This is a genomic window from Microbispora sp. NPDC046973 (assembly GCF_040644495.1).
GTDB lineage: Bacteria > Actinomycetota > Actinomycetes > Streptosporangiales > Streptosporangiaceae > Microbispora.
The window spans coordinates 19,432-45,557 of sequence record NZ_JBEYWQ010000041.1 but is presented as its reverse complement, the minus strand read 5'-3'; the positions used below and the strand labels follow the sequence as shown (position 1 = coordinate 45,557).

Sequence of the window (26,126 nt, the reverse complement as noted above, 5' to 3'; positions counted from 1 at the left end):
GCGTCCATAAGCACGGTCAATGGATCCGCGAGGGAGGAGGTCCTCCCCGGCTCAGACCCCCGCGCCGCCGTCGACCCGCAGGACGGCGCCGGTCACGAAGGAGGCACGGTCGCTCAGCAGCCAGGCGGCGGCCTCGGCGATCTCGGCGGGGTCGGCCCCGCGGCGCAGCGGCGTCTGCGCCGTGAGCCGCTCCTGGAGACCCGGGGACTCCGCCTCCCAGGCGCGGATCATCTCGGTGAGCGTGTTGCCGGGAGCGATCGCGTTGACGCGGATGCCTTCGGGGCCGTAGGTGACGGCGGCCGACTCGGTGAGGCTGTTGACCGCCCGTTTCATCGCGCCGTAGGCCGCAAGCTCCGGGTTGCCTCCCCAACTGCCGACGGACGAGTTGTTGACGATGGCGCCCGTGCCCGCGGTGGCCCGGATCGCCTCCACCTCGGCGGCCATGGCCAGCCAGACGCCCCTGAGATTCACGGCGTAGACGCGGTCGAAGTCGGCCTCCGGCATCCGGTCCATCGGACCGGGCCGCTGGCCGGTCGCCCCGTTGTTGAAGGCGACGTCGAGCCGGCCGTACAGGTCCACCGCGCGGCTGACGGCGGCCCGCACGCTCGCCGCGTCGGCCAGGTCGCACACCACGTGGTCCGCGGTGCCGCCCGCCGCCCGGATCTCCTCGGTCACCGCCTTGAGCTGCGCCTCCGTCCGGGCCGCGAGCAGCACTCGGGCGCCCTCCCGGGCGAACAGCCGCGCCGCCGCGGCTCCGATACCGCGTCCCGCGCCGCTGACGAAGGCGACCTTGCCGGTCAGCAGACCAGGAGCGCCGGGGGTGGAGGAGATGGTCGTGTCGGTGGTCGGTGTGTTGTCCATGGCAGTGAGCCTGCATCGGCGGGCGCCGGCCCATCCAGGCACCGGCGGTACCTGGATCGCCTCCGCGCTCCGCGCACACTGGAGGTGTGAACCGACGAGAACTGGCCGACTTCCTGCGCAGCAGGCGCGAGCGGATCAGCCCCGCCGACGTGGGACTGCCCGCCGGGCCCAGGCGCCGCACCCCGGGCCTGCGGCGTGAGGAGGCGGCGCAGCTGGCGTTCATCTCGACCGAGTACTACACGCGGCTGGAGCAGGCCCGCGGCCCGCGCCCGTCGCGCGAGGTGCTCGCCGGGCTGGCCCGGGCCCTGCGCCTGTCGGACGCCGAGCGCGCCCACCTCCACCACCTCGCGGGCGCCCCGCCCGCCCCGCCGCCGGGACCCCCGCGCGAGGTGCGGCAGAGCATCCTGGACCTGCTGGCGAGGCTGCCGCAGGCCGCCGCGTTCGTGACGTCCGCCACGCTCGAGGTGCTCGCCTGGAACGAGCTGGCGGCCGCCCTCATGGAGGACTTCTCGGCCTTGTCCCGGCGTGACCGCAACCTGGTGCGCCGCGCGTTCCTCGGCCCGCACCGCGAGGGGCGGCGGTTGTACGGAGTCTCCGACGCCGATGACTTCGCCCGGCACGCGGCCCGGCGACTGCGTGCCGCCGCCGCCCGCTACCCCGACGCACTCGAGGTGACCGGGCTGGTGGACGAGCTCCTCGCGAAGAGCCCGGAGTTCGCGCGGCTGTGGGCCACCCACGACGTGGCGGACGGGCCCACGCTCTGCAAGACCTTCCGGCACCCGCTGGTCGGCCCGATCACCGTCAACTGCGACGCCCTCGACATCGCCGACCGCGACCAGCAGGTGGTGATCTACACCGCCGTCCCCGGTTCGCCGTCCGACGAGGCGCTGCGGCTGCTGTCCGTCATCGGCACCCAGCGCATGGACGCCCCCCGCTGAACAGCCCTGGCGCACCGTCGAGCTGATCCATAAGCGTCATCAATAGATCCACGGATGCGGGACGGGACAAGGGGACACGTTCTCCTACTGCGACCAGGTGCTCGACACGGCGGTGCTGCTGGGGCGGTGCCCGGGCGTTACCGGCACGACGACGACCTGGCGACCTTGTCCGCCGACGAGCGGCGGCGCGTCATGGAGGACTTCGTGAACGAGGTCTTCGGCGGGCTGGACGCCGGCCCGGCGCTCAAGGACAGGATCGGGCACACCCGGGTCGCCCTGCCCGACGATCCCACGCCCGAGCAGGTGGACGCCTGGGTGGAGCTCGCCGAGCTGGTACGCGACCCGGACTTCCGGCGGCGCATGCGCGACATGGTGGAGCACAACGCGCGAAACCGCGCCGGGCAGGAGCCAGGGGCCGGTGGCGGCGCTGTGCTTCTGTTCGCGGGTCAGATACTGCGGTGGTTGCGCACGGCGGATTCGAGTTGAGACAGCTGGGGCCCGAGCACGGCGTCGACGGCGAGTGGGTCACTGGCGTGCAGCCGCTGCATGGCTCGCCGGGTGGACAGGCTGGTGTTGATCTCGTGCTCGCCGCGGCCAAGCGCGTCGAGCAGGTCGGTCACCACCTCTTCGACCGGGCGGCGGCCGAAACCCAGGTCCTCCCCCGCGGCCGAGCTGTCCATCATCGCCGTGGCCGTGGCCCCGGGATACCAGGTGGCGACGTGCACGCCGGTGCCCTGAAGCTCCCGGCGCAGCGCGTGCCCAAACGCGGCCAGGCCCGCCTTGGTCGCCGCATAGGTGGCGTAAAAGGGCAGCGGGAGCAGTGCCATGCCGCTGGCGATACCCAGCACGACGCTGTCGCGCCGCCGGCCGAGGCCGTCCACGTCAGCGGAGCGCTCGGATTGGGCGGCCGCGCGCAGATTGGGCAACAAAGCGCGCGTGAGCAGGATCGGCGCGGTCAAGTTGAGACCCACCATCGCCCGCACATCCGCTACATCGCAGTCTTCTAGCCGGCCCGCGCGCACGTTGCCGGCATTGTTGATCAGCAAATCGACCTTGCCCAGCAGCGTGCGCGCAGTGTCGGCGACCTTTTCCTCGGCCCCCTCGGCGGTGATGTCGGCGGCCAGCACTTCGGCTGCGCCGCCGGCCCGCGCCACCGCCGAGGCGGTCTCCCGCAACGCCTGCTCGCGGCGCCCCACCAGCAGCAACCGGGCGCCGCGCCGGCCGAACTGTTCGGCCAGCGCGCGGCCGATCCCGCTCCCCGCCCCGGTAATCACGCCAGACCGGTTGGTCATGTCAATGGGCAGCGGTGTTTCGGTCTGGGTCATGTGCGCTCCTTGGCATTGTGCGGGCCCATTTTCACTTCTGGTGGGAGCCCGGGAAAACGTCAGCTAGTCGCCGGATACGGCCGCTGAAATCGGGATCAGTAACCCGCCCCGTCGGCCACCAGATAGGCGACCGCCGCCGGCGGCGTGCAGGCGGCTGAGCAACAGCAGCCCCCTAGCCGTCACATGTTCGGATAACCAGAACATAACACATGTTCGGATTGTCCGAACATGTTGGGCTACCATGACAGTGTGGCAAGCCGAACAGCGACCGATCTTGTGCATCCTGATCGAGAGGAACTGGTCTTTGCTCGCGTCATGGGGGCGCTGAGCGATCCGGTGCGCCTCGGTGTGGTCGCTCGCCTGGCAGAAGCCGGGCCCGATGGCGAGCTGGCGTGCGGGACCATCACCACACCGGTGAGCAAGTCCACCCAGAGCGCTCATTTCAAGATCCTCCGAGAGGCCGGAGTGATACATCAGCGAGACCAGGGAACCCGGCGCCTGAACCGGCTACGCCGAGACGACCTCGACGCTCGCTTCCCGGGCCTACTTGACCTCGCCATCGCCCACGGGCGCGACGTGATCGCCGAGTGGGCCTGCCAGCCGCAGGCGACCGAAAGATCGGGTTGACCATCGTCCGGCCACTGATCCAGGCCGCGCTGCGCACCGAGCACCTGGGCCGGCCCGCGGTGGTCACCGCCGCCTATGCCGCCTCGGTCAGGGCGCTGCCGGCGGTTGTGGCCACGGTGAACGAGCAGATCACCGCCCTGGGTGCGGAGGTCGAGGCGCATTTTGGGCGGCACCCGGCCGCTGAGATCATCTGTCCCAGCCCGGTCTGGGACCGATCCTCGGCGCCCGAGTGCTCGCAGAGTTCGGCGACGATCCCCACCGGTATGTCAGCGCCAAGGCCCGCAAGAACTACACCGGCACCTCCCCGATCACCCGTGCCTCCGGCAGGAAGAAGGTCGTCGCCGCCGGATACGTGCACAACGACCGGCTTATCGACGCTCTGATCGCTCAGGCCGCCACAGCGATCCGCATTTCGCCCGGCGCCCGGGCCTACTACGACAAGCAACGCGGACGCGACGCCGGCTACAACGCGCCCTCCGTCAAGTCGCCAACCGTCTGGTCGGCATCCTGCACGGCTGCCTCACGACCGGCACCCCGTACAACGAAGCAACCGCTTGGGCTCCTCAACCGGAATCTCTTGCCGCTTGACACCTGAGCTCCAGGGATGTCTTTCAGCCGAACGGCCGGGGACCGCCGACCGCCTCAGCCTGAAGCCCCCGGTACCGGTCCCCTAAGGGCTGCCTGTGCTTATGGATGGGCGGCCTCGGTCGAAGTGATCCATAAGGGGGGTGAATGGATCCGGCTCTGTCAGGTTCGGCGCGGGGAGGATGCGTGGCGTCCTGTTGATCTGGCGAACGAGGAGCCGACATGACATCGTCCTTTCCCGCATCGACCGTGCTGGGGTATCCGCGCATCGGGCCGGATCGGGAGTTGAAGCGGGCGCTTGAGGCGTACTGGGAGGGGCGTTCCGGCCGGGCGGACCTGGAGGAGACCGGGCGGCGGTTGCGGGAGGACACCTGGCGGCGGCTGGCCGCGCTCGGACTGGAAGGCCTGCCGTCGAACACGTTCTCCTACTACGACCAGATGCTCGACACGGCGGTGCTGCTGGGGGCGGTGCCCGGGCGTTACCGGCACGACGACGACCTGACGACCTACTTCGCGATGGCCCGGGGCGCCGAGGGGATCGCCCCGCTCCGCATGACCAAGTGGTTCGACACCAACTACCACTACATCGTTCCCGAGATCGGCCCGGACACGGTCTTCTCGCTCGACGCCGCCAAGCCGCTTGCGGAGGTACGCGAGGCCCGCGCGCTGGGGCTGGAGACCCGGCCGGTGCTGGTCGGGCCGGTGACGTTCCTGCTGCTGTCGCAGGCCGCCCCGGACAGTCCTGACGGCTTCGTCCCGCTCGACCGGCTGGACGACGTGGTCGAGGTGTACGCGCGCCTGCTGGCCGCACTGGCCGCGGAGGGCGTCGGCTGGGTGCAGCTGGACGAGCCCGCCCTGGTCGCCGACCGCACCCCCGCCGAGCTGGCCGCCGTCGAGGCGGCGTACGGACGGCTGGGACGGCTGGAGCACCGGCCCGCGCTGCTGGTCGCCTCCTATTTCGGGGATCTCGGCGACGCGCTGCCGGTGCTGGCCGCAGCGCCGGTCGAGGCCGTCGGCCTGGACCTCGTCCGGGGCACGGCCCGCGGTGTGGACGCCCTGGCCGGCAAGACGGTCGTCGCCGGCGTGGTGTCGGGCCGGGACGTGTGGCGCACCGACAGGGACCGCGCGCTGGCCACGCTGCTCGCCGTGCGGGAGCGCGCCGGGCGGGTCGTGGTGAGCACGTCGTGCTCGCTCCTCCACGTGCCCTACGACGTGGAACGGGAGACCGGCCTCGATCCCGCGCTGCGCGAGCGGCTGGCGTTCGCCGAGCAGAAGGTCGCCGAGGTGGCCGACCTGGCGGCGCTGCTCGCGGCCACACCCGGTCGTCTCCTGCCCGGACACCCCGCCGGCCACGAACGTCCGCACGCCTCCCGCGCCCGGTCGACGGAGGGCCGCGCCCCCTACGCGGTGCGGGCCGCGGCGCAGGCCGAGCACCTGAAGCTGCCGCTTCTCCCGGTCACCACGATCGGCTCCTTCCCGCAGACGGGCGAGCTGCGCCGGGCCCGGGCGGCCCTGGCGGCCGGGGAGATCGGCGAGGCGGCCTACGAGAGCATGGTGCGCGCGGAGATCGAGCAGGTGATCGCGCTGCAGGAGCGGCTGGGGCTCGACGTCCTCGTGCACGGCGAGCCCGAGCGCAACGACATGGTGCAGTATTTCGCCGAGCATCTCGACGGCTTCGCCGTCACCCGGCACGGCTGGGTCCAGTCGTACGGCTCCCGCTGCACCCGCCCGCCCATTCTGTACGGTGACGTGCGGCGGCCGGAGCCGATCACCGTCCGCTGGGCGCGATATGCCCAGTCGCTGACGAGCAAGCCGGTCAAGGGCATGCTCACCGGCCCGGTGACGATCGTGGCCTGGTCGTTCGTCCGGGACGACCTGCCGCTGCGCGAGGTGGTGTTCCAGGTCGCCGACGCCGTACGGGAGGAGGTGGGCGACCTGGAGGAGGCGGGCATCCGCGTCGTCCAGGTCGACGAGCCCGCGCTGCGCGAGCTGGTGCCGCTGCGGCGCGCCGAGCAGGCCGCCTACCTGGAGTGGGCCGTCGAGGCCTACCGATGGGCCACCTCGGGCGCGAGCGAGCACACGCAGATCCACACGCACCTGTGCTATTCGGACGCCGACCAGATCCTCGCCGCGATCGACGCCCTCGACGCCGACGTCACGAGCATCGAGTCGGCGCGCTCGCGGGGGCGGCTGCTCGGCGCGGTCGGCGGTTTCCCCAGGGCAGTGGGGCCGGGCGTGTACGACATCCACTCGCCGCGCGTGCCGGACGCCGACGAGGTGGAGCACCTGCTCACGGAGACGCTGCGGACGGTGCCCGCCGAGCGGTTGTGGGTCAACCCCGACTGCGGGCTGAAGACCCGCTCGTACGAGCAGGTCGAGGCGGCGCTCGCCAACGTGGTCGAGGCGGCGGCCCGCCTGCGCGAGCGCCCGGGCCTGAGCGCGCAGGCCTGACGACCACGCCCCGAGCGGTGCGGCGGTGGGCGGGTCCGGACGGCGTCTACGGGCCGACGCTGGCCAGGACGACACCGCGGTAGAGCACGAGCGGCGCGCCTCCGCCGTCGAGGCGGGTCAAGACGATCTCGTGGTCCGGGCCGGGACCGACGCGCGGGTCGTCCGCGGCACGCAGGCAGACGATGAGGTGCCGCCCGTCGGCGGTGGGCAGCACGCGGGCGACCGTCTGGCCCTTCCGCGCTCCGGTCGCGATCCGGACCGCGGCGCCCGGCTCGCTCACCGCCGTGAGCGAGCCGCCACCGCTGCCGCCTGTGTCGCCCTCGTCGCCGGTGCCGGTGTCGCCGGAGAACAGGATCCGGCGCCCGGGAAGGGCAGCGACCGGAAACGCCCCGGCCGGACCGGCCGCGGTGACCCCCTCGGACGTGAGGGCGACCACGACGCCGTCTGGTGCGAAGCGAATGCCCGTGACGCCCGGGGCGCCGGTCTCCGGGCCGGCCGGCTGCCCTCCCGCCGGGACGGCGGGGAGCGGCACGGCCTGCCGGACGCGCGCAATGGTGACGGCCCGGCGTGCCCGGGCCTGCTTGAGATCGACCTCCCACACGTCGGCGGGCCGCGGCTCGCCGACGTCCGCGTCGCGCGGCAGCGTCGCGACGAGCGCGTGCTCGCCCACGACGGCGATCTTCACGCTGGCGTCGCCCGCCGGGAAGTCCCGCACCGGGGTGCGGGTGCCCGTCCGGAGGTCGACGACCACCAGGCGCGGCCGGGCGGCGCCTTCCGTCGCCAGCGCGAGCCGCCCGTCGGGCGTGAAGGCGGCCGCGCCGACCATGTCCACCAGCCGGCGGACGCCACCGCGAGATGCACCGTGAGACCCGCCACCTCTAGAGCCGCCATCTTCAGAGCCGCCCCCGGGAAACCCCGCGACGGCCAGCACCGGCGCGCCGTCGTCCTGCCGCAGGATCGTCGCGTACCCGTCGGTGGTGAAGGCGCCGGGAGCGCCGCGGCTCGACCGCGCTGCCGATGCCTGGCCCACGGTCGCCGTGGTGCCGTCCCGGGTGTCGGTGATGGCGAGCGCGTCGTCGCGCAGCGAGGCCAGGTAGCGCCCGTCGGGGGAGACGGCCACCGGGAACGCCGGCACGGAGGTCCTCGGGGTCGCGGTGCCGGCGCGCGGGTCGACGCCGCCGGCGGCGGCCGATCCCGGGCCGTACCAGTACACGCCCCCGTTGGGGGCGCGCTCGCACTGCGCCTCGGGCCCGGGCTGCTCGACCCGGCCGTCCGTACGGACGAGCAGGCATCGCCCGGTGGTCGCGGAGACGGTAGGACCGACCGGGAACGTCCTTTCGACGAAGACATGAGCGGGCAGCGTGGCGTCGACCACGTCGCCGGAGACCAGGACGGCGTCCCGGGGATCTGCGGTCAGGCCGCGCACCGCGATGGGCGCCGCCGGGTCGCCCAGTGCGACCTCCACGTGCCGGCGGACCCACGTGCCCCTCGCCAGCGCGTCGCCGAACCGATCCACCCGGATCAGGCCGAGCATGTCGTCCCGCGTCTCGTCGGGGACGCGGGCGAGGAAGACGGCCGCGCCGGGCCCCTTGACGTCGGCGGGCAGCGGGTTGACGCGTGCGGGCAGGCTCTGCGGCCCCGGCGGCCCGCCGGGAGAGCAGGCCGCGAGCGAGAGCAGGGCGAGCACCACGGCCGCGGGCGTACGCAGACCCATGGACGCGATCTTAGATACCCCCGTCGTCCGCGTCCCCGGGGCCGGGAAGAACGGCTCAGCCGCGCCTGGCGGAACCTCGGGGGATCACCAGGCCGGACTCGTAGGCGAACACGACGAGCTGGGCGCGGTCCCGCGCGCCGAGCTTGGTCATCGCCCTGCTCACGTGGGTCTTGGCGGTGAACGGACTGATCACCATGTGCGCGGCGATCTCCTCGTTGGTGAGGCCGCGCGCGACCAGGGCGACGACCTCACGTTCGCGGTTGGTGAGCTCCTCGAGGGCGGCGGTCGGCACGGCGTCCGGCGGGCGGGAGACGTACTCGCTGATGAGCGTCCGGGTGACCGCCGGGGACAGCAGGGCGTCGCCCCGCGCCGCGACCCTGATCGCCTGGAGAAGCTCCACCGGGTCGGTGTCCTTGAGCAGGAAGCCGCTCGCGCCCGCGCGCAGCGCGTCGAACACGTAGCGGTCGAGCCCGTAGTTGGTCAGGATCACCACCCGGGTGGCGGCCAGGCGGGGATCGGCGGCGATGCGGCGGGTCGTCTCGATGCCGTCCATCACGGGCATCTGGATGTCCACGAGCGCGATGTCGGGGACGTGCCGCTCGGCCAGCGCCAGGCCCTGGCTGCCGTCGCCCGCCTCGCCGACCACCTCCACGCCCTCCTCGGCGTCGAGCAGCGCCTTGAACCCGGCCCGGATGAGCGCCTGGTCGTCCACCAGCAGCACCCTGATCACGCCGCTCCCTCCCGGACCGGCAGGGGCAGCTCGGCGTGGATGGTGAAGCCGCCGTCCGCCCCCGGACCGGTCTGGAGCCGCCCGCCGAGCGCGGACACCCGCTCCCGCATGCCGGTGAGTCCGACGCCCACACGAACCGCTTCGGGCCGCATCACCGTGCCCGTCTCGGAGGTCCCGTCCGCGCCGTTTCGCGGTGTCGCGGCACCCCGGCCGTCGTCCTCCACGCGTACGACGAGGGCGTCGGGCAGGTAGCGGACGTGCACGGACGCCGAGGCGGGGCCCGCGTGCCGCGCCACGTTGGTGAGCGCCTCCTGCACGATCCGGTAGGCGGTCAGGTCGACCTCGGGCGGCAGCGCGCGGGGCGTGCCGCTGATCGCCAGCGTGGCGGGCACCCCCGCCGACCGCGCCCGCTCGACCAGCTCGCCGATCCGGTCGGTCCGGGCCGTGCCCGGCGCGTCGTCCGGGCCGGGTTCGCGCAGCACCTCCAGCGTCGCGCGCAGCTCCCGCATGGCGTCCGCGCTCGCGTCCTGGATCGCCAGCAGCGCGGCCGGCACGTCGTCGCCCCGCTTGCGCGCGAGATGAACGGCCACCCCGGCCTGCACCTTGATGATCGAGATGCTGTGGGTGAGCGAGTCGTGCAGCTCTCTGGCGATGCGCAGCCGTTCCTCGCCGGCGCGGCGCAGCGCGACCTCCTCGCGGGTGCGCTCCGCCTCGACGGCGCGCTGCTCGGCCTGGCGCAGGTACGCCCGCCGCTGCCGGGAGACGACCCCCGCCACGTTGGCGGCGACGAACCAGCCGACCAGCAGGCCGACCCGGTCCACCACCTCGCGCGGGGTCCGCGCGCCGAGGTCCGACAGCTCCACCAGCAGGACACCGGTGAGGTAGGCGGCGCTGACCGACGCCGCCCACACGCGCCGGCCCGCGGTGGCCGCAGAGAACACCGTGACCAGGAGGGGGAAGGCGGTCGCGGTCTCGGGATGCACCCGCAGGGCATAGGCCAGCATGCAGGCCGCGGAGACGACGAGCGCCGTCACGGGCGCCGCCCGGCGCACGGCCAGGGCGGCGGACCCGCCCACCAGGAGCAGGTAGCCCGCCACCCCCAGCTCCGCGGGACCGCTCGGCGAGCCGGGAAGCAGGGTGGCGACCGCGAGCAGCACCGCCACCACACCCGCGATCGCGGCGTCCACGGCGTGAACCCGTGGAACGCGGCGGCGTCCGGTCTCCGTCCGGTCGCCAGAGAGGGCCGGTCCGTCCGGGAAGGCGAACATGTCCGCGATCGCCTGCAGGGCGGGGGACGCCGGTGGGCTGAGGGACGCCTGCCGTCCGCGATCGCCGTCCATGTCAGAAGGGTAAACCGAGCGCGTTTCGCGCCGCCTCCTCCCGGCGGACCCATCCGGCACTACTCCCACCGGAGTACGGCCGCCGCCGTGCGGCCGTACCGGGAGGGGCCGGGAACGCCTTCCGCCGTACGACGACGGGGGCGGCCGCGCCCGGCAGGATCGCTCCGCATGACAGCACGACCGATGAGGAGGCCGAGATGCCGACGCCGTACCGCTATGTGACCCCGGTGCCCACGGAGGCGGCGGCGGGGCTGACCGCCCAGGTCTACGCCCAGATCGCCCGTGATTTCGGCATGGCCCGCATGCCGCTGTTCCTGACGTTGTCCCCGGCTCCCGAGGTGCTCGCTTCCACCTGGGCGATGCTGCGTGAGTCGCTGCTCGCCGGGCAGGCCCCGAGGGCGGCCAAGGAGGTGGTCGCCACCGGGGTCTCCCTCGCCAACAAGTGCCCGTTCTGCGTCGACGCGCACACCGTGCTCCTGCACGCGACCGGCGAGCACGAGCTGGCCGAGACCGTCGCGCGCGGGGAGACACCGTCCGATCCGGAGCACGCCCGGCTGCTCGCCTGGGCCACCGGAACGGCCACGGGCGGGCAGGCGCCGCCGTGCCCGCCCGGTCACGAGGCCGAGCACATCGGCACGGCCCTCGCCTTCCACTTCATCAACCGGATGGTGTCGTCGCTGCTGACCGATGATCTCCTGCCCGCCGGTCTGCAACGGTCCCGGTTCGTACGCGGCCTGGGCGGCAGGGCCCTCGCCAGGACGGTGCGCCGCAGGCTGCCGCGGGGCGAGGCGCTGCCGCTGCTGAGCGGGCTGCCGTCGGGCCCGGTGCCGGCCTGGGCGGTGGGCACCCCGGCCGGGACCGCGTTCGCCGCGCTGCGCGCCGCGGCGGGGGAGGGAGTCCATCTGCTGGGCGACACGGCCATAGAGGCGGTCGAGGAGGCCGTCGCGGACTGGGACGGCGACCACCCTCCGGTGTCCGGCTGGCCGTCCGGTCCGCTGGAGGACGTCGCACCCGCACAGCGCCCGGCGGCCAGGCTCGCCCTGCTGGCCGCCCTCGCGCCGTATCGGGTGACCGACGCCGACGTGGCCGCCTGGCGGGAGGCCGGAGGCGGCCGGTCCGACGCCGACCTCGTGCGGCTGCTGGCGTTCGGGGCGATCACCGCCGTCCGGCGGATCGAGGCCGCCCTCGCCGTGCCGGCCCCCTGACACCCGGGCGGTCCTCAGGAGGCGGGGGCGCAGACCGTACGCCGGTATCTGCCCGGGGAGATCCCGTGCTCGCGTTTGAACGCGTTTCCGAACGCGAACTCCGAGCCGTAACCGACCCGCCTGGCCACCTCCGCCACAGAAGCATCGGTCTCCTGCAGCAGGCGGGCCGCGGTGGACAGCCGCCACCAGGTGAGGTAGGCCAGTGGTGGCTTTCCGGTCAGATCGGTGAAACGGCGGGAGAAGGCGGCCCGGGACAGACCGGCGCGCTCGCCGAGCGACTGGACCGTCCAGGGGTGAGCGGGGTCGCGATGGATGGCGTCGAGGGCGGCGCTGACGGCCGGGTCGGCGAGGGCGGCGGCCCAGCCCGACTGGGTGCAGTGCGCTCCCTCGCCCTCGAACCACGCCCGCAGGATGTAGAGCTGAAGGACGTCGAGCAGGGACGAGACCACGGTGTCGGCGCCCAGGCGGGGGGTTTCGATCTCCCGGGCGAGCAGGTCCACGGCGGCTCGCAGCTCGGGGTGCAGGCCGAGCCGGGCGGGCAGGTGGATCACGTCTGGCAGTGACCACAGGCTGGGGTGGGTCCTGGCCGGGTCGAGCCGATACCCGCAGCAGAGGGTGACCGTCTCGGCTCCGGCGCCGCCGAGGGCGGCCGAACTGATCATGCCGGCGTCCCGGTAGGGGTCGCAGACGGGCTCGGCCAGGGGGGTCGCCGGGCTGTCGGCCACGCCGTACCCGCCGCCCCGCGGGAGGAACACGACATCCCCCATGCACAGCGCGAAGGGCTCTCCCTCGGGCGGGAGGAACCAGCAGGACCCGCGCAGCACCACCTGGAAGGTCGCGGAGCCCGGCTCCGCCGGGAAGCGCTGTCCCCAGGGAGCCCGCCAGGAGACGCGTGCGGAACGCGGCCGGCCCGTACGCATGATGGCGATGACGTCGCTCAGGACATCCATGTGCCGGGAGTCTAGTTCGCGAGACGCTCGCGTATAAATGCCATATTGCGCGGCATTGGTCTTCTTCCGGTGGCTTCCTAGAGTTGTCAGCACGAAGACGCCGAGGGCCCCGGCGCCGACTCCCCTCCTGTCAGGGAAAGAGGCCACACGCATGACCAAAGTAGGCATCGTCATCGGCAGCACCCGCCCCGGCCGCAACGGAGCGGCGGTCGCCCGCTGGGTCCACGACCTGGCCGTCAAGCGCGGCGACGCCGACTACGAACTGGTCGACCTTGAGGACTACGCGCTGCCGCACCTGGACGAGCCGCTGCCCGCCGCGGCCGGGCAGTACGAGCACGCCCACACCCGGAGGTGGTCGCAGGCTGTCGCGGCCCTCGACGCGTTCGTCTTCGTGACCCCCGAGTACAACCGCTCGACCTCGGGCGCGCTCAAGACCGCGATCGACTTCCTGTACGCCGAGTGGGCGAACAAGGCCGCCGGGTTCGTCGGCTACGGCGTGGACGGCGGCGCACGAGCCATCGAGCACCTGCGCCAGATTCTCGCCACGGCCGGCGTTGCGGGCGTGGCGCCGCAGGTCACGCTCTCGATCCGGGACGATTTCGAAAACTTCTCCGACTTCCGGCCCGCCGCCCGGCACGAGGATTCCGTACGGCTCATGCTCGACCAGCTCGTCTCCTGGGCCGAGGCGCTGCGTACGGTCAGGGTCTGACGAGCGGACGACCGCGGGCGGAGGAGGTCAGACCTCCAGCTCGCCGGACCATATGGTCACGGCGTGCCCGGCGAGCTCGACGCGGTCGCCGCGCAGGGTCGTGCGCACGGTCCCGCCGCGCCGCGACACCTGCTCTCCGACGAGCGCGTCCCGCCCGAGTCTGCCCGACCAGTGCGGCGCGAGCACGCAGTGGGCCGAACCGGTGACCGGGTCCTCCGGCACGCCCACCCGGGGGGCGAAGAACCGGGAGACGTAGTCGGCGGAGGTGCCCTCGCCGGACGCCGTCACGATGACGCCCCGGGCCTCGACCTCGGCCAGCCGCGCCATGCCGGGGTCGGCGGCCCGCACGTCCTCGGCCGAGCCGACCTCGACCAGCAGGTCGAACTCGCTGCGGCCGGTCCACACCGGCGTGACGCCGAGGGCCTCGGCGAGGCCGTCCGGCGGCGGGCACTGCGTGGCACGCTTCGCCGGGAAGTCCATCGCGATGAGCCCGCCGTCCGCCTGCTCGGTCGCGAGCACGCCGCTCTTCGTGTCGAACTCCAGCCGCCCGGACTCCCCCAGGGAGTAGAGGACGTGCGCAGTGGCCAAGGTGGCGTGCCCGCACAGCGCGACCTCGACCGCGGGGGTGAACCAGCGCAGCGAGCGCGGCCCCTCGTCCCGCCCGAGCACGAAGGCCGTCTCCGAATGGCGCATCTCGGCGGCCACCGCCTGCATCCACTCGTCCGGCACGGTCTCGTCGAGGAGGCAGACCGCGGCGGGATTGCCCCGGAACGGCCGGTCGGTGAAGGAGTCCACGGTGAAGATGCGCATGTCTGCGGATTCTACGGCCGCCCGCCCTCGCCGTCGGGATGGCCGAGCGCGGCGAGGGTCTCCCGGGCGACCTGGAGCTCCTCCCTGGGCCGTACGACGAGGACCGGCAGGCGGGCCCCGGGCGGGCTGACGACGCGATCCCGGTCCACGTCGATCACGGCGGGCGGCTCCACGCCGAGCAGCGACAGCCTTCCGCACACCGCCTCGCGCACCTCGGGCTGGTCCCAGCCGATCTCGCCGGTGAACACGAGCGCGTCGAGCCGGTCGAGGGCGGCGGCCGAGGCGGCGATCTCCCGGCTCACCCGATAGGCGAACACGTCGAGCGCCAAGGCGGCGGCCTCTTCCTTCGAGGCGACCAGGTCGCGGGTGTCTCCGGACAGGCCTTCCGAGAGCCCGAGCAGGCCGGAGCCGTGCTCCAGTCCGTCGCGCAGCTCCTCAAGCGTGAGGCGTGAGCCGGACAGCAGCCACAGGAGCATGCCGGGATCGACGCTGCCCGAACGCTTGCTCATCGGCACGCCCTCCAACGGCGTGAACCCCATCGAGGTGTCCACGCTCCTGCCGTTCCGCACGGCGCAGACCGAGCAGCCGCCGCCGAGATGCGTCAGGACCAGGTCGACCTCCCCGGCCGGGCGTCCGAGCAGTTCGGCCGCCCGGCGGGTCGCCCAGGCGTACGACAGCCCGTGGAAGCCGTAGCGGCGCAGGCCCCACCGGCGCCGCCACTCGCCCGGCAGGGCGTAGGTCGCGGCGGCGGCCGGGAGCCCGGCGTGGAAGGCGGTGTCGGGACACAGCACGTGCGGCACGGACGGCAGCACCCGCCGGGCCGCCTCGACCAGCGCGAGCGCGGGCGGCACGTGCAGCGGCGCGAGGTCGGCGTATCCGCGCACGGCCTTCACCATGTCGTCGTCGGCGACCGCGGGCGCGCGGACGGCCTCGCCCCCGTGGACGAGCCGGTGACCGACGGCGGCCACCTCGACGTCCGCCCCGGACAGGAAGTCCGACAGCGTACGCTCCGCCGCGGCGGGGTCCGGGCTGTGCTCGCTGTGCTCGGTCCGCAGCACGCGGCCGTCCCGCACCAGATGCAGCTGGAGGCTGCTCGAGCCCGCGTTGACGGTGAGCACGGTCGGTGTCATGTCGTCCGTCTTTCCGGCGACCCGGCGGGCAAACCCCGGCAGGGCGGCGGGGCAGCGCGTCCGGGCAGGGCGGCCGGGGGGATTACGGACGCACGGCGCAGAGCAGGCGGTTGTCGCCGCGCTGCCACAGCGTGCCGATCTCGGCGAAGCCCGCCGCGCGGAGGGCCTCGACGTGGGTGGACAGGTGGAGCGACTCCGAGCCGTGGTGCGCCGTCGTGGCCGGCCGGGGCACCGCGACGTCGGCGAGGTCGGGGTCGGCGGCGATCGCGTCCCACCACTGGCGCCAGTCCTCGGGGCGGCCGCCGGCGAAGCGCCGCCGCTCCTCGCTCTCGTGTACGGCCCGCTCCAGCCGCGCCAGCTCCGGAGTGGTGTCCTCGGAGCTGAAGTGGTCGCCGTTGAGGAACAGCCCGCCCGGCCGCAGCACGGTCGCGAGCTCGGCGTACACGGCTCGCAGATGGGGCTCGGCCAGCCAGTGCAGCGCGGTCGTGCTCACCGCCGCGTCCGCCGGGCGGTCGAGGCCGAGCGCCCCGCTCCACCCCGGCTCGCGCAGGTCCAGGTCGGCGAAGCGCAGGCCGTCGCGGTCGCCGTACGCCGCCCGGGCGAGCGACAGCAAGAGGGGATCGGCGTCGACCGCGACGATCGTGGCCCGGGGAAGACGGTCGAGCAGGCGGGCCGACAGCGAGCCGGGGCCGCAGCCGAGGTCGATCACCAGGGGGTCCGGGCGGCCCACGCCCGCCTCGACGGCGTCGATCAGCGCGGTGAAGCGCTCCTCCCGGTCGGGGAGATAGCCCTCCTGCTGGCGGTCCCAACGGTCGATCCACCGGGTGGCCACGTCCAGAGTGAGCATGTCGCCTCCTTGTAACTGGCATGTATGCTTTCGGCAGTTACAACGTAGAACGCAAGGGCGTAACTGGTCAAGTGAATTTCAACAGTCACACTGATGCCGTGGTGGCGGTCGCCGTCAGCCTGGTCAACGCGCTGACCGAGGGCGAGGCGCGGGGCCGGCCGTACGCGCCGCCGACGGGTGAGGCGCGGGCAGCCGCGGTCGCCGACGTCCTCGCGACCGGCGACACGCGGGCGCCCAAGGTCACCGAAGCGGAGGCGGGCGCGCTCGCCGAGGTCGCGGGGCGACTGCGCGGCGTGTTCGAGGCGGTGACGCGGGGCGACGTGGACGCGGCGGCGCTCGCCGTGAACGGCCTGCTGGCGGAGACGGACGCGCGCCCGCACCTCGACCGGCACGACGGGGAGCCCTGGCACCTGCACTTCCACGGCGCGGGCGGCACGCTGGCCGGAAACTACGCGGCCAGTTGCGCGACCGGCCTCGCCGTCGTCCTCGGCGGCGAGCTGCACGACCGGCTCGGCGTGTGCACCGCGCCGCACTGCGACCGCGTGTACGTGGACACCTCCCGCAACGGCACCCGCCGCTTCTGCTCCACGGCCTGCCAGAACCGGGTCAAGACGGCCGCCTTCCGGGCGCGCGGCGCCTGACCGCTCCGCCGCCCCTTCCCACGTCTCCCGCGCCTTCCCGCGCCTTCTCCCTGGGCCCGAACGGTCCGAGCGCCAGGGGCGAACGCGAGGTCCGATCGCCGCCGGACCTCCCACCGCCGTTGTCGCCATGCTCGACACCATGAACGAGATCAACGACATGAACGGCAAGGCGGCCCTGGTCACCGGGGGTGGCCGGGGGATCGGCGCGGCCGTCGTCCTGAAGCTGGCCGAGCGCGGCGCGGACGTGGCGCTGACCTACGAGCGCGACGAGGACAGCGCGGCCGCCGTGGCCGAGAAGGTGAAGGGGATGGGCCGGCGGGCGCTGGTCATCCGGGCCGACAACGGCGACGCCGCGGCGGTCGCCGCGGCCGTGGACGAGGCCGCCGCGGAGTTCGGCCGGCTCGACGTCCTCGTGAACAACGCGGCGGTCTTCCACGTCGCGCCGATCGAGGACCTGGGGCCGGAGGAGGTCGACCGTACGCTCGCGGCCAACGTGCGCGGGCCGTTCCTCGCCGCGCGGGCCGCGGCGGGCCACATGACCGAGGGCGGCCGGATCATCACCATCGGGAGCAACGTCGGCGAGCGGACCGTCTTCCCGGGCTTCGCGCTGTACGCCATGAGCAAGACGGCCATGACCGGGATGACCAAGGGGCTCGCCCGCGACCTCGGGCCGCGCGGCATCACGGTCAACCTCGTCAACCCCGGCCCGACCGACACCGCCTCCAACCCCGCGGACAGTCCCATGGCGGACACGGTCCGGGGACTGACGGTCCTCGGCCGCTACGCGGAGCCGGACGACATCGCCGAGACCGTCGCCCACCTGGCGGGCGACGGCGGGCGGTACATCACCGGCGCCACGATCAACGTGGACGGCGGCTGGGCCGTCTGACGCCCGTCCGGGCGCGCCGCTCGATCGAGGAACGGAGATCTCGCGGCCATCTCGCCCGGTCGGAACGGCCGCGAGATCTCATGGGCGGCTCCGGCGGCCGGGGGAGGACGGGGGCCGGAGCCCGTCCATGACGACGGTGATGAAGGCGTCGGTGAGCTGCGGCTGCCCGGGCTGCGCGCGGGCGACGGCGAAGGCCAACCGGCCGATGAGGGCGGTGGTGGTCGCGAGGTCGATGTCGGTGCGGAGCACGCCGTCCCGGCGGGCCCCGGCGAGCATCTCCTCCACGACCTCCACGAGCTGCCCCCGCAGCTCGGTGGTGGCGGGCGTGTCCATGCCGCGCAACTGGTCGCTGACGGGGTGGTGAGCGGCCTGGAAGCCGATCAGTTCGGTGAGGAAGGTGCGCAGCGCCTGCTCCGGATCGCTCTGCTGAAGCAGGTCGCGGCCTCGCCGCACCACGGGTCCGAGCAGTTGCGCGACGGCGGCGTCCAGCAGGGCGTCTTTGCCGCCGAACGCGCGCACCACCGTCCCCACCCCCAGGCCGGCCCTTTTGGCGATGGCCTCGACGGTGAGAGCGGTGTCGGGCTCGGCCAGCAGCGCGGTGGCCGCCTCCAGGGCGAGCTGTCGGTTGCGTACGGCATCGGCCCGGCGGCCCGGCGTTGACATCTGGAATGCGCCTTCCATATATTGCAACTGGAATCAACCTTCCAGTTAATGTATCGGATGTGGGCAATGAACGAGCGGATCCTCATCTCCGGGGCGAGCATCGCGGGACTGACCCTGGCCTACTGGCTGACCCGGTACGGCTTGCGGCCCACCGTGGTCGAGCGCGCTCCTGGGCTGCGTGCGGGTGGCAACGGCGTCGACGTGCGCGACCAGGCCGTTGATGTGGTCGACAGAATGGGGCTTCTGCCCCGGGTCCGCGCCGCCGCCGCCGATGTGCGGGGGATGAAGTTCGTCGACGCCCGTGACAGGGCGGTCGCCCGGATCGACACCACGGACCCGGGCGGCATCGAGATCATGCGTGGTGACCTTGTGGCGCTGCTCCACGAGCAGGCCGCCGTCGAATACCTCTTCGGCGACTCCGTCCGGCATCTGGAACAGGACGCGGACGGAGTGACCGTCACCTTCGACCATGCCGGAACCCGCCGGTTCGACCTGGTCATCGGCGCCGACGGCATGCACTCGACCGTCCGCAGCCTCGCCTTCGGTCCCGAGGAGCGGTTCGTCCGCTTCAAGGACCACTACTTCGCCTTCGCCGACGCCGACGCCTCGCTCGCGGAGGACCGCTGGGTGACGATGCACAACACGCCGGGCAAGATGGCCGGCCTCTACCGGTCCGGCAACCACGCCCAGGCCAAGGCCTATTTCATCTTCCGCTCCGCGCCGCTGAGCTACGACGTCCGCGACGTCGAAGAGCACAAGCGCCTGGTCGGCCAGGCCTTCGCGGGCGAGACGTCCTGGCGCGTCCAGGAGCTGCTCGGCGCCGCGCTGGCCGATCCCGGCTTCTACTTCGACGCGCTCAGCCAGGTGCGCATGGACTCCTGGTCGGCCGGTCGGGTGGCGCTCGTCGGCGACGCCGCCTGGTGCGCCTCTCCAGCCTCGGGAGCCGGCGCCGAACTCGCCCTGGTCGGCGCCTACCGGCTCGCCGGGGAGCTGGCGGCGGCGGGCGGCGATCATCGCATCGCCTTTCCGGCCTACGACACAGGCCACCGGCCGCTGGTCCGCAAGAAGCAGCGGATCGGCCCGAACGTCCGCCTCATGGTGCCCAGGACCTCTGGTGGCAGGTGGCTGCGCGACACCTTCGCCCGGCTGCCGCTGATGCGGATGACGGGCGCGGTGGAACGGATGGCACGGCCCCGGCTTCAGGCACTGCCCGACTACGCCCCGGTCCTTTGACAGACGCGGGGCCGGGAGGCGTCAGGCGTCGGCGGCTTCGACGTCGGCGACCACGCACGAGATGTTGTCGGGCCCGCCGCCCTCGTTGGCCAGCTCGATGAGCCGGTGGACCGTCTCCTGCGGATCGGCCACGGTGGTGAGCACGTGGTGCAGCGCCTCGGGTTCGAGCACGGAGGTGAGCCCGTCGGAGCACAGCAGGTAGCGGTCGCCGGGGAACGCCTCGCGCAGCGACAGGTCGGGCTCGGCGAGGCCGCTCGTCTCCAGCGCCCGCAGCAGAAGGGAGCGGCGCGGATGGCGGGCGGCCTGGTCGGGGCTCATGCGCCCGTCGTCCACCAGCGACTGCACCAGCGTGTGGTCGCGCGTGATCTGGTAGAGAGCGCCGTCACGCAGCATGTACGCCCGCGAGTCGCCCACATGGGCCAGGGCGAACTTCCCGTGGCCGTCCCACAGCATCGCGGTGACCGTGGTGCCCATCCGCTCGAGCGCCGGGTCCTGCGCGGCGAGGTCGCCCAGGCGCTGCCCCGCCTCCCGTACGGCGTCCGCGAGGGCGGCGGCGACGTCGGCGGGAGCCGGACCGTCCTCCAGCCTGGCCAGTGTGGAGATGACGGCCGCACTGGCGACCTCGCCGTGTCCGTGTCCGCCCATCCCGTCGGCGATGGCGAGCAGGCGCTCGCCGGCGTGCACAGAGTCCTCGTTGTTGGCACGCGAACGCCCGACGTCCGACCCAGCGGCGTACCGAATACGGTTGTGCGTCATGGTTTTGAGTAAACCATTGGTTGAGTCACTTCACAAGCACAGTGCTAGGCTCGTGTTCATGAGCCACGACGCCCAGGCGGACGACACGACGGCGCGCCCGGCCGCCGCCAGCCCGCTCGAGGCCGCCGTCGAAGCGGCGGTCGAAGCGACCGTGAACGCGGGCGACATCGCCCGGCTCGCCGACGTGGGCAGGGCCGCGGTCAGCAACTGGCGCCGCCGCTACGAGGACTTCCCCCAGCCGGTCGGAGGTACCGCCTCCAGCCCGCTTTTCTCGCTTCCCGAAGTGGAGGCGTGGCTGCGCAGGAACGGCAAGTCGTTCGAGGTGTCCCAGGGAGACCGCGTCTGGCAGCGGCTGCGCGCGTCGGCGGACGACCTGCGCCTGGGCGAGGTGCTGGGGGAGGTCGGGGCGTTCCTGCTCTACACGCTCCGCGACCCCGGCGGCTGGAAGCGGCTGTCCGCCGCCCCCGACCTCGCCGTACGGCTCCCGCGTGCGGTGGCCGAGACGACCGCCGACCTGCCCCCGCGCGCGGGGGACGCGACGCCGGTCGAGCCCGGCGTGCTCCGGCTGGTCGCCGGGATGGCCGAGCGGAACGGCGCGGCCGGCACGTTCGAGTTCCTCTGCGAGCGGTACGCCGAGGCGCACAGCCGCAGGCTGGCACTGACCCGGCCCGACGTGGCCGCCCTGATGACCCGGCTGGCCTGTCCGGGGGCGCGTACGGTGCTCGACCCGGCGTGCGGCATGGGCACGCTCTTGCTGGGCGCCGCCGGGGCCGGTGGGGCGGGAGGCGGCGTGCGGCTGCTCGGCCAGGACGCCAACGAGACGGTCGCGCTGCTCGCGGCGCTGCGGCTGCTGCTGCGCGGGCGAGACGCCCGGGTCGTCCCCGGAGACGCGCTGCGGCACGACGCGTTCCCGCCGGACCGCCCAGTGGAAGGGCTCGGGGACGCGCTCGCCGACGCGGTGGTGTGCGATCCGCCGTTCAACGAGCGGGCCTGGGGCCACGAGGGCCTCGTCGGCGATCCGCGCTGGCAATACGGCATGCCCCCACGAGGCGAGCCGGAGCTGGCCTGGGTGCAGCACTGTCTCGCCCACGTGCGGCCCGGCGGGCTGGTGGCCATCCTGATGCCGGGCGCCGCCGCGAGCCGCCGCCCGGGACGCCGCATCCGGGCGAACCTGCTGCGCACGGGCGCGCTGCGCGCGGTCTTCACGCTGGCGCCCGGAGGCCCCGACCTGTGGCTGCTGCGCCGTCCCGAGCCCGGGGAGCGGCAGCCCGGCACGATCCTCGTGGCCGACGCGGGAGACGACCCGGCCTCCGTCGAAGCGGTCTGGCGGGCCCACCTCGCGAAGGCCGAGCTCCCGCTCGGTGGCCGCACGGTCAGGATCATCGACTTCCTCGACGACGAGGTGGACGTGAGCCCGGCGCGGCACCTGTCACCCCGGGTCGACATGAGGGGCTTTCCCGCGGCGGGTGAGCGCTTCCGGGAGGCGGTCGCGGCGCTGGCCGGCGACGTGCCCGACCTGGAGGTGCTCACCGGCGGCGCGGCGGGCTGGGACGCGTCGTGGGCGACCGTGGCCGAGATGGCCAGATCCGGCCTCGTCACCATCAGGCACTCGACGCTGCGGGCGCTGCCCGCCGACGCCCCCCACGGCGAGGCTCCCGACGGCGGTGTGTCCGACGGCGGTGTGTCCGACGGCGGGGTGCCCGTGCTCACGGCCGACGACGTCGCGGCCGGGACGACGCCGTCGCGGCGGATCCCGCGCGTCCCCGGTCTGGTCGCCGTGCGGCAGGGAGACGTCGTGGCGTCGGCCGTCACCGCCCGGGTGGTCGCGGGGGAGGGGGCGGTCCTCGGCCCCCATCTCAGCCTCTTCCGCGTCGATCCCGAGAAGGTGGATGCCGAGTTCCTCGCCGGGTTCCTGCGCTACGCGGCGGGCGGCGGCCGGCCGCATCTGGGCAGCAGCCGGGTGGAGGCCCGCCGGGCCCGCGTGCCCCAGCTTCCCCTGGCCGTCCAGCGGACGTACGGCACGGCCTTCCGGCGACTGCTCGCGCTGGAGGACGGCCTGCGCGAGGCGGCCGCCGCGGGCGAGGCGCTCGCGCGGCTCGGCGTCGAGGGGCTGATCGACGGACGCCTCCGCCCTCGTGACTGATGCGCTCGGGAGCTTCCCAGCTGAGAGAGTCCTGTTCACCCGGCCGCTGAGCCCGAGCATCGCGGACGGATCCGGTAGCTTTTTCCCCGATAGGCCGACGGGAGGGGCGCATGGTCATCGGCGACCGGTATGAGCTGGACGACCTCCCCCTGGGGCAGGGCGGCATGGGCGCCGTGTACGGCGGGCACGACCGGCGGCTCGACCGCAAGGTGGCGGTGAAGTTCCTGCGGCTGCCCGACGGCCCGGACGAGGAGCTGCAGCGCCGGTTCATCCGCGAGGCGCGGATCCTCGCGAAGCTCGACCATCCGGGCGCACCCGTGCTGTACGACTTCGGCACCTACGAGCAGCGGCTCTTCCAGGTCATGCAGTTCATCGAGGGCGTGACGGTCGCCGACCTGCTGAGCGAGCACGGCCCGCTGCCGGTGCCGTGGGCCGCGGCGATCGCCGCCCAGGCCTGCGCCGTGCTGACCGCCGCCCACGAGCTGTCGATCTGCCACCGCGACCTCAAGCCGACCAACCTCATGCTCTGCCCCGACGGCAGCGTGAAGCTGCTCGACTTCGGGCTCGCCATGCTGCGCGAGGCCGACGTCGCGGGGCTGACGGCGCAGTTCACCCGGATCGGCCAGATCCTCGGCACCCCGGCGTACATGTCCCCCGAGCAGATCCAGCGGGGGGTCGCCGGGCCGAAGAGCGACCTGTACTCCCTCGGCTGCGTGCTGCACGAGATGCTGACCGGCAACCAGCTGTTCACCGGGCCCACGGAGTACGCCGTGTTCGACAAGCAGGTGAAGGAACGGCCGCCCCGGGTGCCGGGGGTCCCCGCCGAGCTGGACGGCCTCATCGCCGAACTGCTGGAGAAGGAGCCGGACAACCGGCCGCCCGACGCGCACACGCTGTTCGAGCGGCTGCAGCCGTTCGCGGTCGACCTGCCGCCGCTGCCCGGCTTCCTCAACCCGTCGTCGGTCCCCAGCCCCGGGCGCATGTACGCCCAGATGGTCGGCCGCGTCCGCTGAAGGGTCCGCTGAAGGGCCCGCCGGGACCGCTCACGCGCGCCAGGCCGTCAGGACCTCCTCGACCCGGGGCCGGATCCGCTCGCGGGCCGTCATCCGCGGCGTCCCGGCCATCAGCAGCTCGTCGTAGTCGGTGTCCAGGTGGCGCACGCTCGCGATCACGGCGAGCGTGATGGCGTTCTCGTCCAGCACGCGGGCGGCGGCGGTGCGGCCCACCCGCCCGCTGCCGCGCACGGCGGCGTGCGCGGCGATGGCCTCGGCCCGCTCGGCCGGGCAGCGGGGGAACAGGCGGCGGATCTGCGCCGCCATCCTCGTCTGGAACTCGGCGTCCTCGCCGGCGCGGCGCTCGCGGTCGCGTTCGCGGCGGCGCAGCCGCGCCTCCTCGTCGGCCAGGCACTGCTCCTCGGCCCGCGTCAGCGCCTCCTCCTCGACCAGGACGCCGAGCCGCTCGTATCTCCTGCGCCGCCGGTTGAAGAGGACCACCACCGCGGACAGGCCGCTCTCCTTCTTGGCGCGGCGGCTCAGCGCCGCGTTCCCCGCGGGGAGGAAGCACAGATGGTCCATGTCGGCGCAGGTCAGGCAGTGCGGCCGGTCGTCCTCCATGATCAGGTAAGGCCCGGTGTCCCCGCATCCGGCACAGGTCCACGCGTCCGGCGACGCCACGGCCACGAGGTCGGGTGCCTTGCTGTGCCGTTCGGTGATCTGCCGCCGCCGCGCCTCGCTCAGCTGCGGCGACAGCCAGTGAACGCGGAAGGCACGCTCCAGGTCCTCCTCGCCCGCCGTCGTGAAGCGCAGCGGCCGCCGGTCGCGGGTGCCCGCCGTGTAGGCCGCCTCGCTCTCCACCAGGTCGCGGGACAGGGCCCAGGAGCGCAGATGCGACAGGGCCTCGGCCATCCGGCCGGCGTCCACGGCGGCCAGCCGTTCCAGGCTGTCGGCGCGGCCCTGCCGCCAGGTCTCCACGTGGCGGTCGTGCAGCCACCGCAGGCCGGTGAGGACGTCGATCGGGGTCACGTACTTGCGGGTGGCCAGGGCGATCTCCGCCGCCTGGGCCACCCGTCCGCCGAGCTTGCTGCGCATTCCTCAAAGCCTGCCGTTCACTGAGTATCAGTATTTCTCGGTGATTCGCTCGTTGCCGGGCGAAGGTCCCCGTCTTGGCCGGGGCGGGGCCCGGTGCGGGGTAGACGCTTCACAGCCACCAGCCCCGTCAGGCGAGGTCTTACGGTCGGCTCCACATCCGTTTACCGTCTCCGGGCCACTCCCGGCGACGTGCTTCACAAGGGAAGCCAGGTTGAGCGCGGCGTTGCGGTCCCGGTCGATGACCATGCCGCACGCGGTGCAGGTGAAAATGCGCACGTGCAGGGGCAGCTTGGCTTTCACTGCCCCGCACCCTGAGCACGTCTTCGACGAGGGGAACCACCGGTCGGCCACGACGAGCCGTCCGCCGTTCCACTGGGTCTTGTAGGTGAGCTGGCGGCGGATCTCCCCGAATCCGGCGTCAGCGATGGCGCGGGCCAAACGCCGGTTGCGGACCATCCCGGCAACGTTGAGGTCTTCTACCACAATCGTGCCGTACTCACCGGCCAAACTACTGGTGAGCTTGTGAATCGCGTCCCGACGCAGCGCGGCCACCCGGTGATGGATACGGGTGCGGGCGGCATCGGCGCGTCGCCACCGGTTCGACGGCCGCTGCCCGGTGCGCCTGTCCGGGCCGCTCCTGCGCGACACCACCCGCGACAGGCGGCGCAGCTTCCACGCGGCGACCGCCAGGTTTCTGGGATTGGCGATTGGTGGCCGCCCATCGGAAAGGGTAGCCAGGCTCTTCACGCCCAGGTCCACGCCGATCACCGCATCAGCGCGAGCGGGGGTCGTGCCGGCACGGTTGACGTGAACGGTGAATGACACGAACCAGCGGCCCGCCTGCATCCGCACCGTGGCTGAGGCGATGCGGGCGGAGCCAGCCTCGATCCTCCGGGCCAACTTGCGGGTGGACTCATGCGTCTTGATCCTGCCCAAGCGGGGCAGCACCACATGGGTGCGGCCATCCAGCCGGATCGTCCCGGTGGTGAACCGCACCGACATCGCTGCTGTCCGCTTGGACCGGAAAACCGGAAAACCCACCCTCGGCCCCGCGTGCTTACCCTTCCTGGAATCGCTCCAGTTCTTCAACGCGGCGGCGAGGCGCTCCAGGCCGGATGCATAGGCCTCCTTGGAGTTGTCCGTCCACCACGGGGCCACCGTATTCTTCGCCGTGTTCCACGCCTTGCGCAGGGAGTACATCGACCACGACAGAGGCGGAGTCAACTGATCGTCAGGGATGCCGTAGGACTTCTCCGCCTCGCGCTGTGCGAGGTTGGCCTTCACCAGGGCCAGGCCCCAGTTGAACGCGACCCGCGCCGCACCGCAGTGCGAGGCCAGCGCACGGGCCTGGGCGGGGGTGGGGTTCAGGGCGTACCGGTAGGCCTGAATGACCTGCACCACACCTCCCCAGCAAGCGCCCCGCTCTCCCCGGTCACATTACCCATGCTCTGTTGGGCGTGGAGGAGGCTTCACGGCACAGCGGGCCGCTGTC

At 73.2% G+C, this 26,126-nt stretch carries 25 protein-coding genes; 12 read left to right on the top strand and 13 right to left on the bottom strand.

What is annotated here, in order from left to right:
- Positions 1-51 precede the first annotated feature (51 nt).
- Positions 52-861 (bottom strand): glucose 1-dehydrogenase, encoded by an 810-nt coding sequence (locus tag ABZ860_RS38970; RefSeq protein ID WP_357230441.1) that lies wholly within the window; start codon positions 859-861, stop codon positions 52-54.
- An 86-nt stretch (positions 862-947) separates the two neighbouring features.
- On the opposite strand from ABZ860_RS38970, the gene ABZ860_RS38965 reads away from it, so the two are divergent.
- Both ABZ860_RS38965 and ABZ860_RS38960 read left to right on the top strand, forming a co-directional pair.
- On the top strand, positions 948-1,799 hold the full coding sequence (locus ABZ860_RS38965; RefSeq protein ID WP_357230438.1) for a helix-turn-helix transcriptional regulator: 852 nt from the start codon (positions 948-950) through the stop codon (positions 1,797-1,799).
- Between the two features lie 126 nt (positions 1,800-1,925).
- On the top strand, positions 1,926-2,285 hold the full coding sequence (locus ABZ860_RS38960) for a hypothetical protein (protein WP_357230435.1): 360 nt from the start codon (positions 1,926-1,928) through the stop codon (positions 2,283-2,285).
- Here ABZ860_RS38960 and ABZ860_RS38955 read toward each other — a convergent pair.
- The gene (locus ABZ860_RS38955; RefSeq protein ID WP_357230432.1) at positions 2,246-3,124 is read right to left on the bottom strand and encodes an SDR family NAD(P)-dependent oxidoreductase; all 879 of its coding nucleotides are present in this window, start codon (positions 3,122-3,124) and stop codon (positions 2,246-2,248) included. The genes ABZ860_RS38960 and ABZ860_RS38955 overlap by 40 nt on opposite strands.
- 228 nt (positions 3,125-3,352) lie before the next feature.
- Here ABZ860_RS38955 and ABZ860_RS38950 point away from each other — a divergent pair, with 228 nt between their 5' ends.
- The 3 genes from ABZ860_RS38950 to metE all read left to right on the top strand — a co-directional run bounded on the left by ABZ860_RS38950 (position 3,353) and on the right by metE (position 6,787).
- Complete coding sequence (locus tag ABZ860_RS38950; protein ID WP_357230429.1) at positions 3,353-3,751, top strand: helix-turn-helix domain-containing protein; 399 nt, start codon at positions 3,353-3,355, stop codon at positions 3,749-3,751.
- A gap of 229 nt (positions 3,752-3,980) precedes the next feature.
- The gene (locus ABZ860_RS38945; protein WP_357230426.1) at positions 3,981-4,346 is read left to right on the top strand and encodes a transposase; all 366 of its coding nucleotides are present in this window, start codon (positions 3,981-3,983) and stop codon (positions 4,344-4,346) included.
- A 212-nt stretch (positions 4,347-4,558) separates the two neighbouring features.
- Positions 4,559-6,787: a 5-methyltetrahydropteroyltriglutamate--homocysteine S-methyltransferase gene (gene metE / locus ABZ860_RS38940; protein WP_357230424.1), complete on the top strand. Its 2,229-nt coding sequence runs from the start codon at positions 4,559-4,561 to the stop codon at positions 6,785-6,787.
- A 46-nt stretch (positions 6,788-6,833) separates the two neighbouring features.
- Here metE and ABZ860_RS38935 read toward each other — a convergent pair whose 3' ends face one another.
- From ABZ860_RS38935 to ABZ860_RS38925, 3 genes are read right to left on the bottom strand one after another with little or no spacing between them, the layout of a single operon-like run.
- On the bottom strand, positions 6,834-8,501 hold the full coding sequence (locus ABZ860_RS38935; protein WP_357230421.1) for a hypothetical protein: 1,668 nt from the start codon (positions 8,499-8,501) through the stop codon (positions 6,834-6,836).
- Between the two features lie 55 nt (positions 8,502-8,556).
- On the bottom strand, positions 8,557-9,231 hold the full coding sequence (locus ABZ860_RS38930; protein WP_357230418.1) for a response regulator transcription factor: 675 nt from the start codon (positions 9,229-9,231) through the stop codon (positions 8,557-8,559).
- Positions 9,228-10,571, bottom strand: coding sequence for a sensor histidine kinase (locus ABZ860_RS38925; RefSeq protein WP_357230415.1), 1,344 nt, complete (start codon positions 10,569-10,571; stop codon positions 9,228-9,230). Before ABZ860_RS38925 ends, ABZ860_RS38930 begins: the two co-directional genes overlap by 4 nt.
- A 197-nt stretch (positions 10,572-10,768) precedes the next feature.
- On the opposite strand from ABZ860_RS38925, the gene ABZ860_RS38920 reads away from it, so the two are divergent.
- Positions 10,769-11,776 (top strand): carboxymuconolactone decarboxylase family protein, encoded by a 1,008-nt coding sequence (locus tag ABZ860_RS38920; RefSeq protein ID WP_357230412.1) that lies wholly within the window; start codon positions 10,769-10,771, stop codon positions 11,774-11,776.
- A gap of 14 nt (positions 11,777-11,790) precedes the next feature.
- On the opposite strand, the gene ABZ860_RS38915 is transcribed toward ABZ860_RS38920, so the two are convergent.
- A complete protein-coding gene (locus ABZ860_RS38915) occupies positions 11,791-12,726 on the bottom strand; it encodes an AraC family transcriptional regulator (protein ID WP_357230409.1) in 936 nt (311 codons plus the stop codon).
- Between the two features lie 151 nt (positions 12,727-12,877).
- Here ABZ860_RS38915 and ABZ860_RS38910 point away from each other — a divergent pair, with 151 nt between their 5' ends.
- Complete coding sequence (locus tag ABZ860_RS38910) at positions 12,878-13,435, top strand: NAD(P)H-dependent oxidoreductase (protein WP_357230406.1); 558 nt, start codon at positions 12,878-12,880, stop codon at positions 13,433-13,435.
- A 27-nt stretch (positions 13,436-13,462) separates the two neighbouring features.
- Here the strand turns inward: ABZ860_RS38910 and ABZ860_RS38905 are convergent, their stop codons facing one another.
- The 3 genes from ABZ860_RS38905 to ABZ860_RS38895 form a co-directional block, all read right to left on the bottom strand.
- Positions 13,463-14,245: a PhzF family phenazine biosynthesis protein gene (locus ABZ860_RS38905; RefSeq protein ID WP_357230403.1), complete on the bottom strand. Its 783-nt coding sequence runs from the start codon at positions 14,243-14,245 to the stop codon at positions 13,463-13,465.
- 11 nt (positions 14,246-14,256) lie between these two features.
- Positions 14,257-15,375, bottom strand: coding sequence for an acetate/propionate family kinase (locus ABZ860_RS38900; protein ID WP_357230400.1), 1,119 nt, complete (start codon positions 15,373-15,375; stop codon positions 14,257-14,259).
- 82 nt (positions 15,376-15,457) lie between these two features.
- Positions 15,458-16,222 carry a class I SAM-dependent methyltransferase gene (locus tag ABZ860_RS38895; RefSeq protein ID WP_357230398.1) on the bottom strand — a complete coding sequence of 255 codons (765 nt, stop codon included), beginning with the start codon at positions 16,220-16,222 and terminating at the stop codon, positions 15,458-15,460.
- Positions 16,223-16,320: 98 nt separating this feature from the next.
- Between ABZ860_RS38895 and ABZ860_RS38890 the strand changes: the two genes are divergently transcribed.
- Complete coding sequence (locus ABZ860_RS38890) at positions 16,321-16,863, top strand: CGNR zinc finger domain-containing protein (RefSeq protein ID WP_357230396.1); 543 nt, start codon at positions 16,321-16,323, stop codon at positions 16,861-16,863.
- Positions 16,864-17,002: 139 nt separating this feature from the next.
- Positions 17,003-17,752 (top strand): SDR family oxidoreductase, encoded by a 750-nt coding sequence (locus tag ABZ860_RS38885; RefSeq protein WP_357230394.1) that lies wholly within the window; start codon positions 17,003-17,005, stop codon positions 17,750-17,752.
- A gap of 78 nt (positions 17,753-17,830) precedes the next feature.
- Here the strand turns inward: ABZ860_RS38885 and ABZ860_RS38880 are convergent, their stop codons facing one another.
- Positions 17,831-18,415 carry a TetR/AcrR family transcriptional regulator gene (locus ABZ860_RS38880; RefSeq protein WP_357230392.1) on the bottom strand — a complete coding sequence of 195 codons (585 nt, stop codon included), beginning with the start codon at positions 18,413-18,415 and terminating at the stop codon, positions 17,831-17,833.
- A gap of 66 nt (positions 18,416-18,481) precedes the next feature.
- On the opposite strand from ABZ860_RS38880, the gene ABZ860_RS38875 reads away from it, so the two are divergent.
- Complete coding sequence (locus ABZ860_RS38875; protein WP_357230390.1) at positions 18,482-19,648, top strand: FAD-dependent monooxygenase; 1,167 nt, start codon at positions 18,482-18,484, stop codon at positions 19,646-19,648.
- A 21-nt stretch (positions 19,649-19,669) separates the two neighbouring features.
- On the opposite strand, the gene ABZ860_RS38870 is transcribed toward ABZ860_RS38875, so the two are convergent.
- Positions 19,670-20,404 (bottom strand): protein phosphatase 2C domain-containing protein, encoded by a 735-nt coding sequence (locus ABZ860_RS38870; protein ID WP_357230388.1) that lies wholly within the window; start codon positions 20,402-20,404, stop codon positions 19,670-19,672.
- A gap of 58 nt (positions 20,405-20,462) precedes the next feature.
- Here ABZ860_RS38870 and ABZ860_RS38865 point away from each other — a divergent pair, with 58 nt between their 5' ends.
- On the top strand, positions 20,463-22,547 hold the full coding sequence (locus ABZ860_RS38865; protein ID WP_357230386.1) for an N-6 DNA methylase: 2,085 nt from the start codon (positions 20,463-20,465) through the stop codon (positions 22,545-22,547).
- 110 nt (positions 22,548-22,657) lie between these two features.
- Positions 22,658-23,560: a serine/threonine-protein kinase gene (locus tag ABZ860_RS38860; RefSeq protein WP_357230385.1), complete on the top strand. Its 903-nt coding sequence runs from the start codon at positions 22,658-22,660 to the stop codon at positions 23,558-23,560.
- 30 nt (positions 23,561-23,590) lie between these two features.
- Here the strand turns inward: ABZ860_RS38860 and ABZ860_RS38855 are convergent, their stop codons facing one another.
- Positions 23,591-24,634: a DUF2293 domain-containing protein gene (locus ABZ860_RS38855; RefSeq protein WP_357230383.1), complete on the bottom strand. Its 1,044-nt coding sequence runs from the start codon at positions 24,632-24,634 to the stop codon at positions 23,591-23,593.
- Between the two features lie 27 nt (positions 24,635-24,661).
- Entirely contained in the window at positions 24,662-26,032 is a 1,371-nt protein-coding gene (gene tnpB / locus ABZ860_RS38850) for an IS607 family element RNA-guided endonuclease TnpB (RefSeq protein ID WP_357230381.1), read from the bottom strand.
- Positions 26,033-26,126 lie beyond the last annotated feature (94 nt).

Bases quoted from the DNA above. Each gene is read 5' to 3' on its own strand.
- ABZ860_RS38910 (WP_357230406.1), top strand. From the start codon at position 12,878: ATGACCAAAGTAGGCATCGTCATCGGCAGCACCCGCCCCGGCCGCAAC.
- ABZ860_RS38935 (WP_357230421.1), bottom strand. From the start codon at position 8,501: ATGGGTCTGCGTACGCCCGCGGCCGTGGTGCTCGCCCTGCTCTCGCTC.
- ABZ860_RS38915 (WP_357230409.1), bottom strand. From the start codon at position 12,726: ATGGATGTCCTGAGCGACGTCATCGCCATCATGCGTACGGGCCGGCCG.
- ABZ860_RS38885 (WP_357230394.1), top strand. From the start codon at position 17,003: ATGAACGAGATCAACGACATGAACGGCAAGGCGGCCCTGGTCACCGGG.
- ABZ860_RS38870 (WP_357230388.1), bottom strand. From the start codon at position 20,404: ATGACGCACAACCGTATTCGGTACGCCGCTGGGTCGGACGTCGGGCGT.
- ABZ860_RS38905 (WP_357230403.1), bottom strand. From the start codon at position 14,245: ATGCGCATCTTCACCGTGGACTCCTTCACCGACCGGCCGTTCCGGGGC.
- ABZ860_RS38970 (WP_357230441.1), bottom strand. From the start codon at position 861: ATGGACAACACACCGACCACCGACACGACCATCTCCTCCACCCCCGGC.
- ABZ860_RS38920 (WP_357230412.1), top strand. From the start codon at position 10,769: ATGCCGACGCCGTACCGCTATGTGACCCCGGTGCCCACGGAGGCGGCG.
- ABZ860_RS38855 (WP_357230383.1), bottom strand. From the start codon at position 24,634: ATGCGCAGCAAGCTCGGCGGACGGGTGGCCCAGGCGGCGGAGATCGCC.
- ABZ860_RS38895 (WP_357230398.1), bottom strand. From the start codon at position 16,222: ATGCTCACTCTGGACGTGGCCACCCGGTGGATCGACCGTTGGGACCGC.
- ABZ860_RS38865 (WP_357230386.1), top strand. From the start codon at position 20,463: ATGAGCCACGACGCCCAGGCGGACGACACGACGGCGCGCCCGGCCGCC.
- ABZ860_RS38950 (WP_357230429.1), top strand. From the start codon at position 3,353: ATGTTGGGCTACCATGACAGTGTGGCAAGCCGAACAGCGACCGATCTT.
- ABZ860_RS38860 (WP_357230385.1), top strand. From the start codon at position 22,658: ATGGTCATCGGCGACCGGTATGAGCTGGACGACCTCCCCCTGGGGCAG.
- metE (WP_357230424.1), top strand. From the start codon at position 4,559: ATGACATCGTCCTTTCCCGCATCGACCGTGCTGGGGTATCCGCGCATC.
- ABZ860_RS38955 (WP_357230432.1), bottom strand. From the start codon at position 3,124: ATGACCCAGACCGAAACACCGCTGCCCATTGACATGACCAACCGGTCT.
- ABZ860_RS38880 (WP_357230392.1), bottom strand. From the start codon at position 18,415: ATGTCAACGCCGGGCCGCCGGGCCGATGCCGTACGCAACCGACAGCTC.
- ABZ860_RS38900 (WP_357230400.1), bottom strand. From the start codon at position 15,375: ATGACACCGACCGTGCTCACCGTCAACGCGGGCTCGAGCAGCCTCCAG.
- ABZ860_RS38875 (WP_357230390.1), top strand. From the start codon at position 18,482: ATGAACGAGCGGATCCTCATCTCCGGGGCGAGCATCGCGGGACTGACC.
- ABZ860_RS38925 (WP_357230415.1), bottom strand. From the start codon at position 10,571: ATGGACGGCGATCGCGGACGGCAGGCGTCCCTCAGCCCACCGGCGTCC.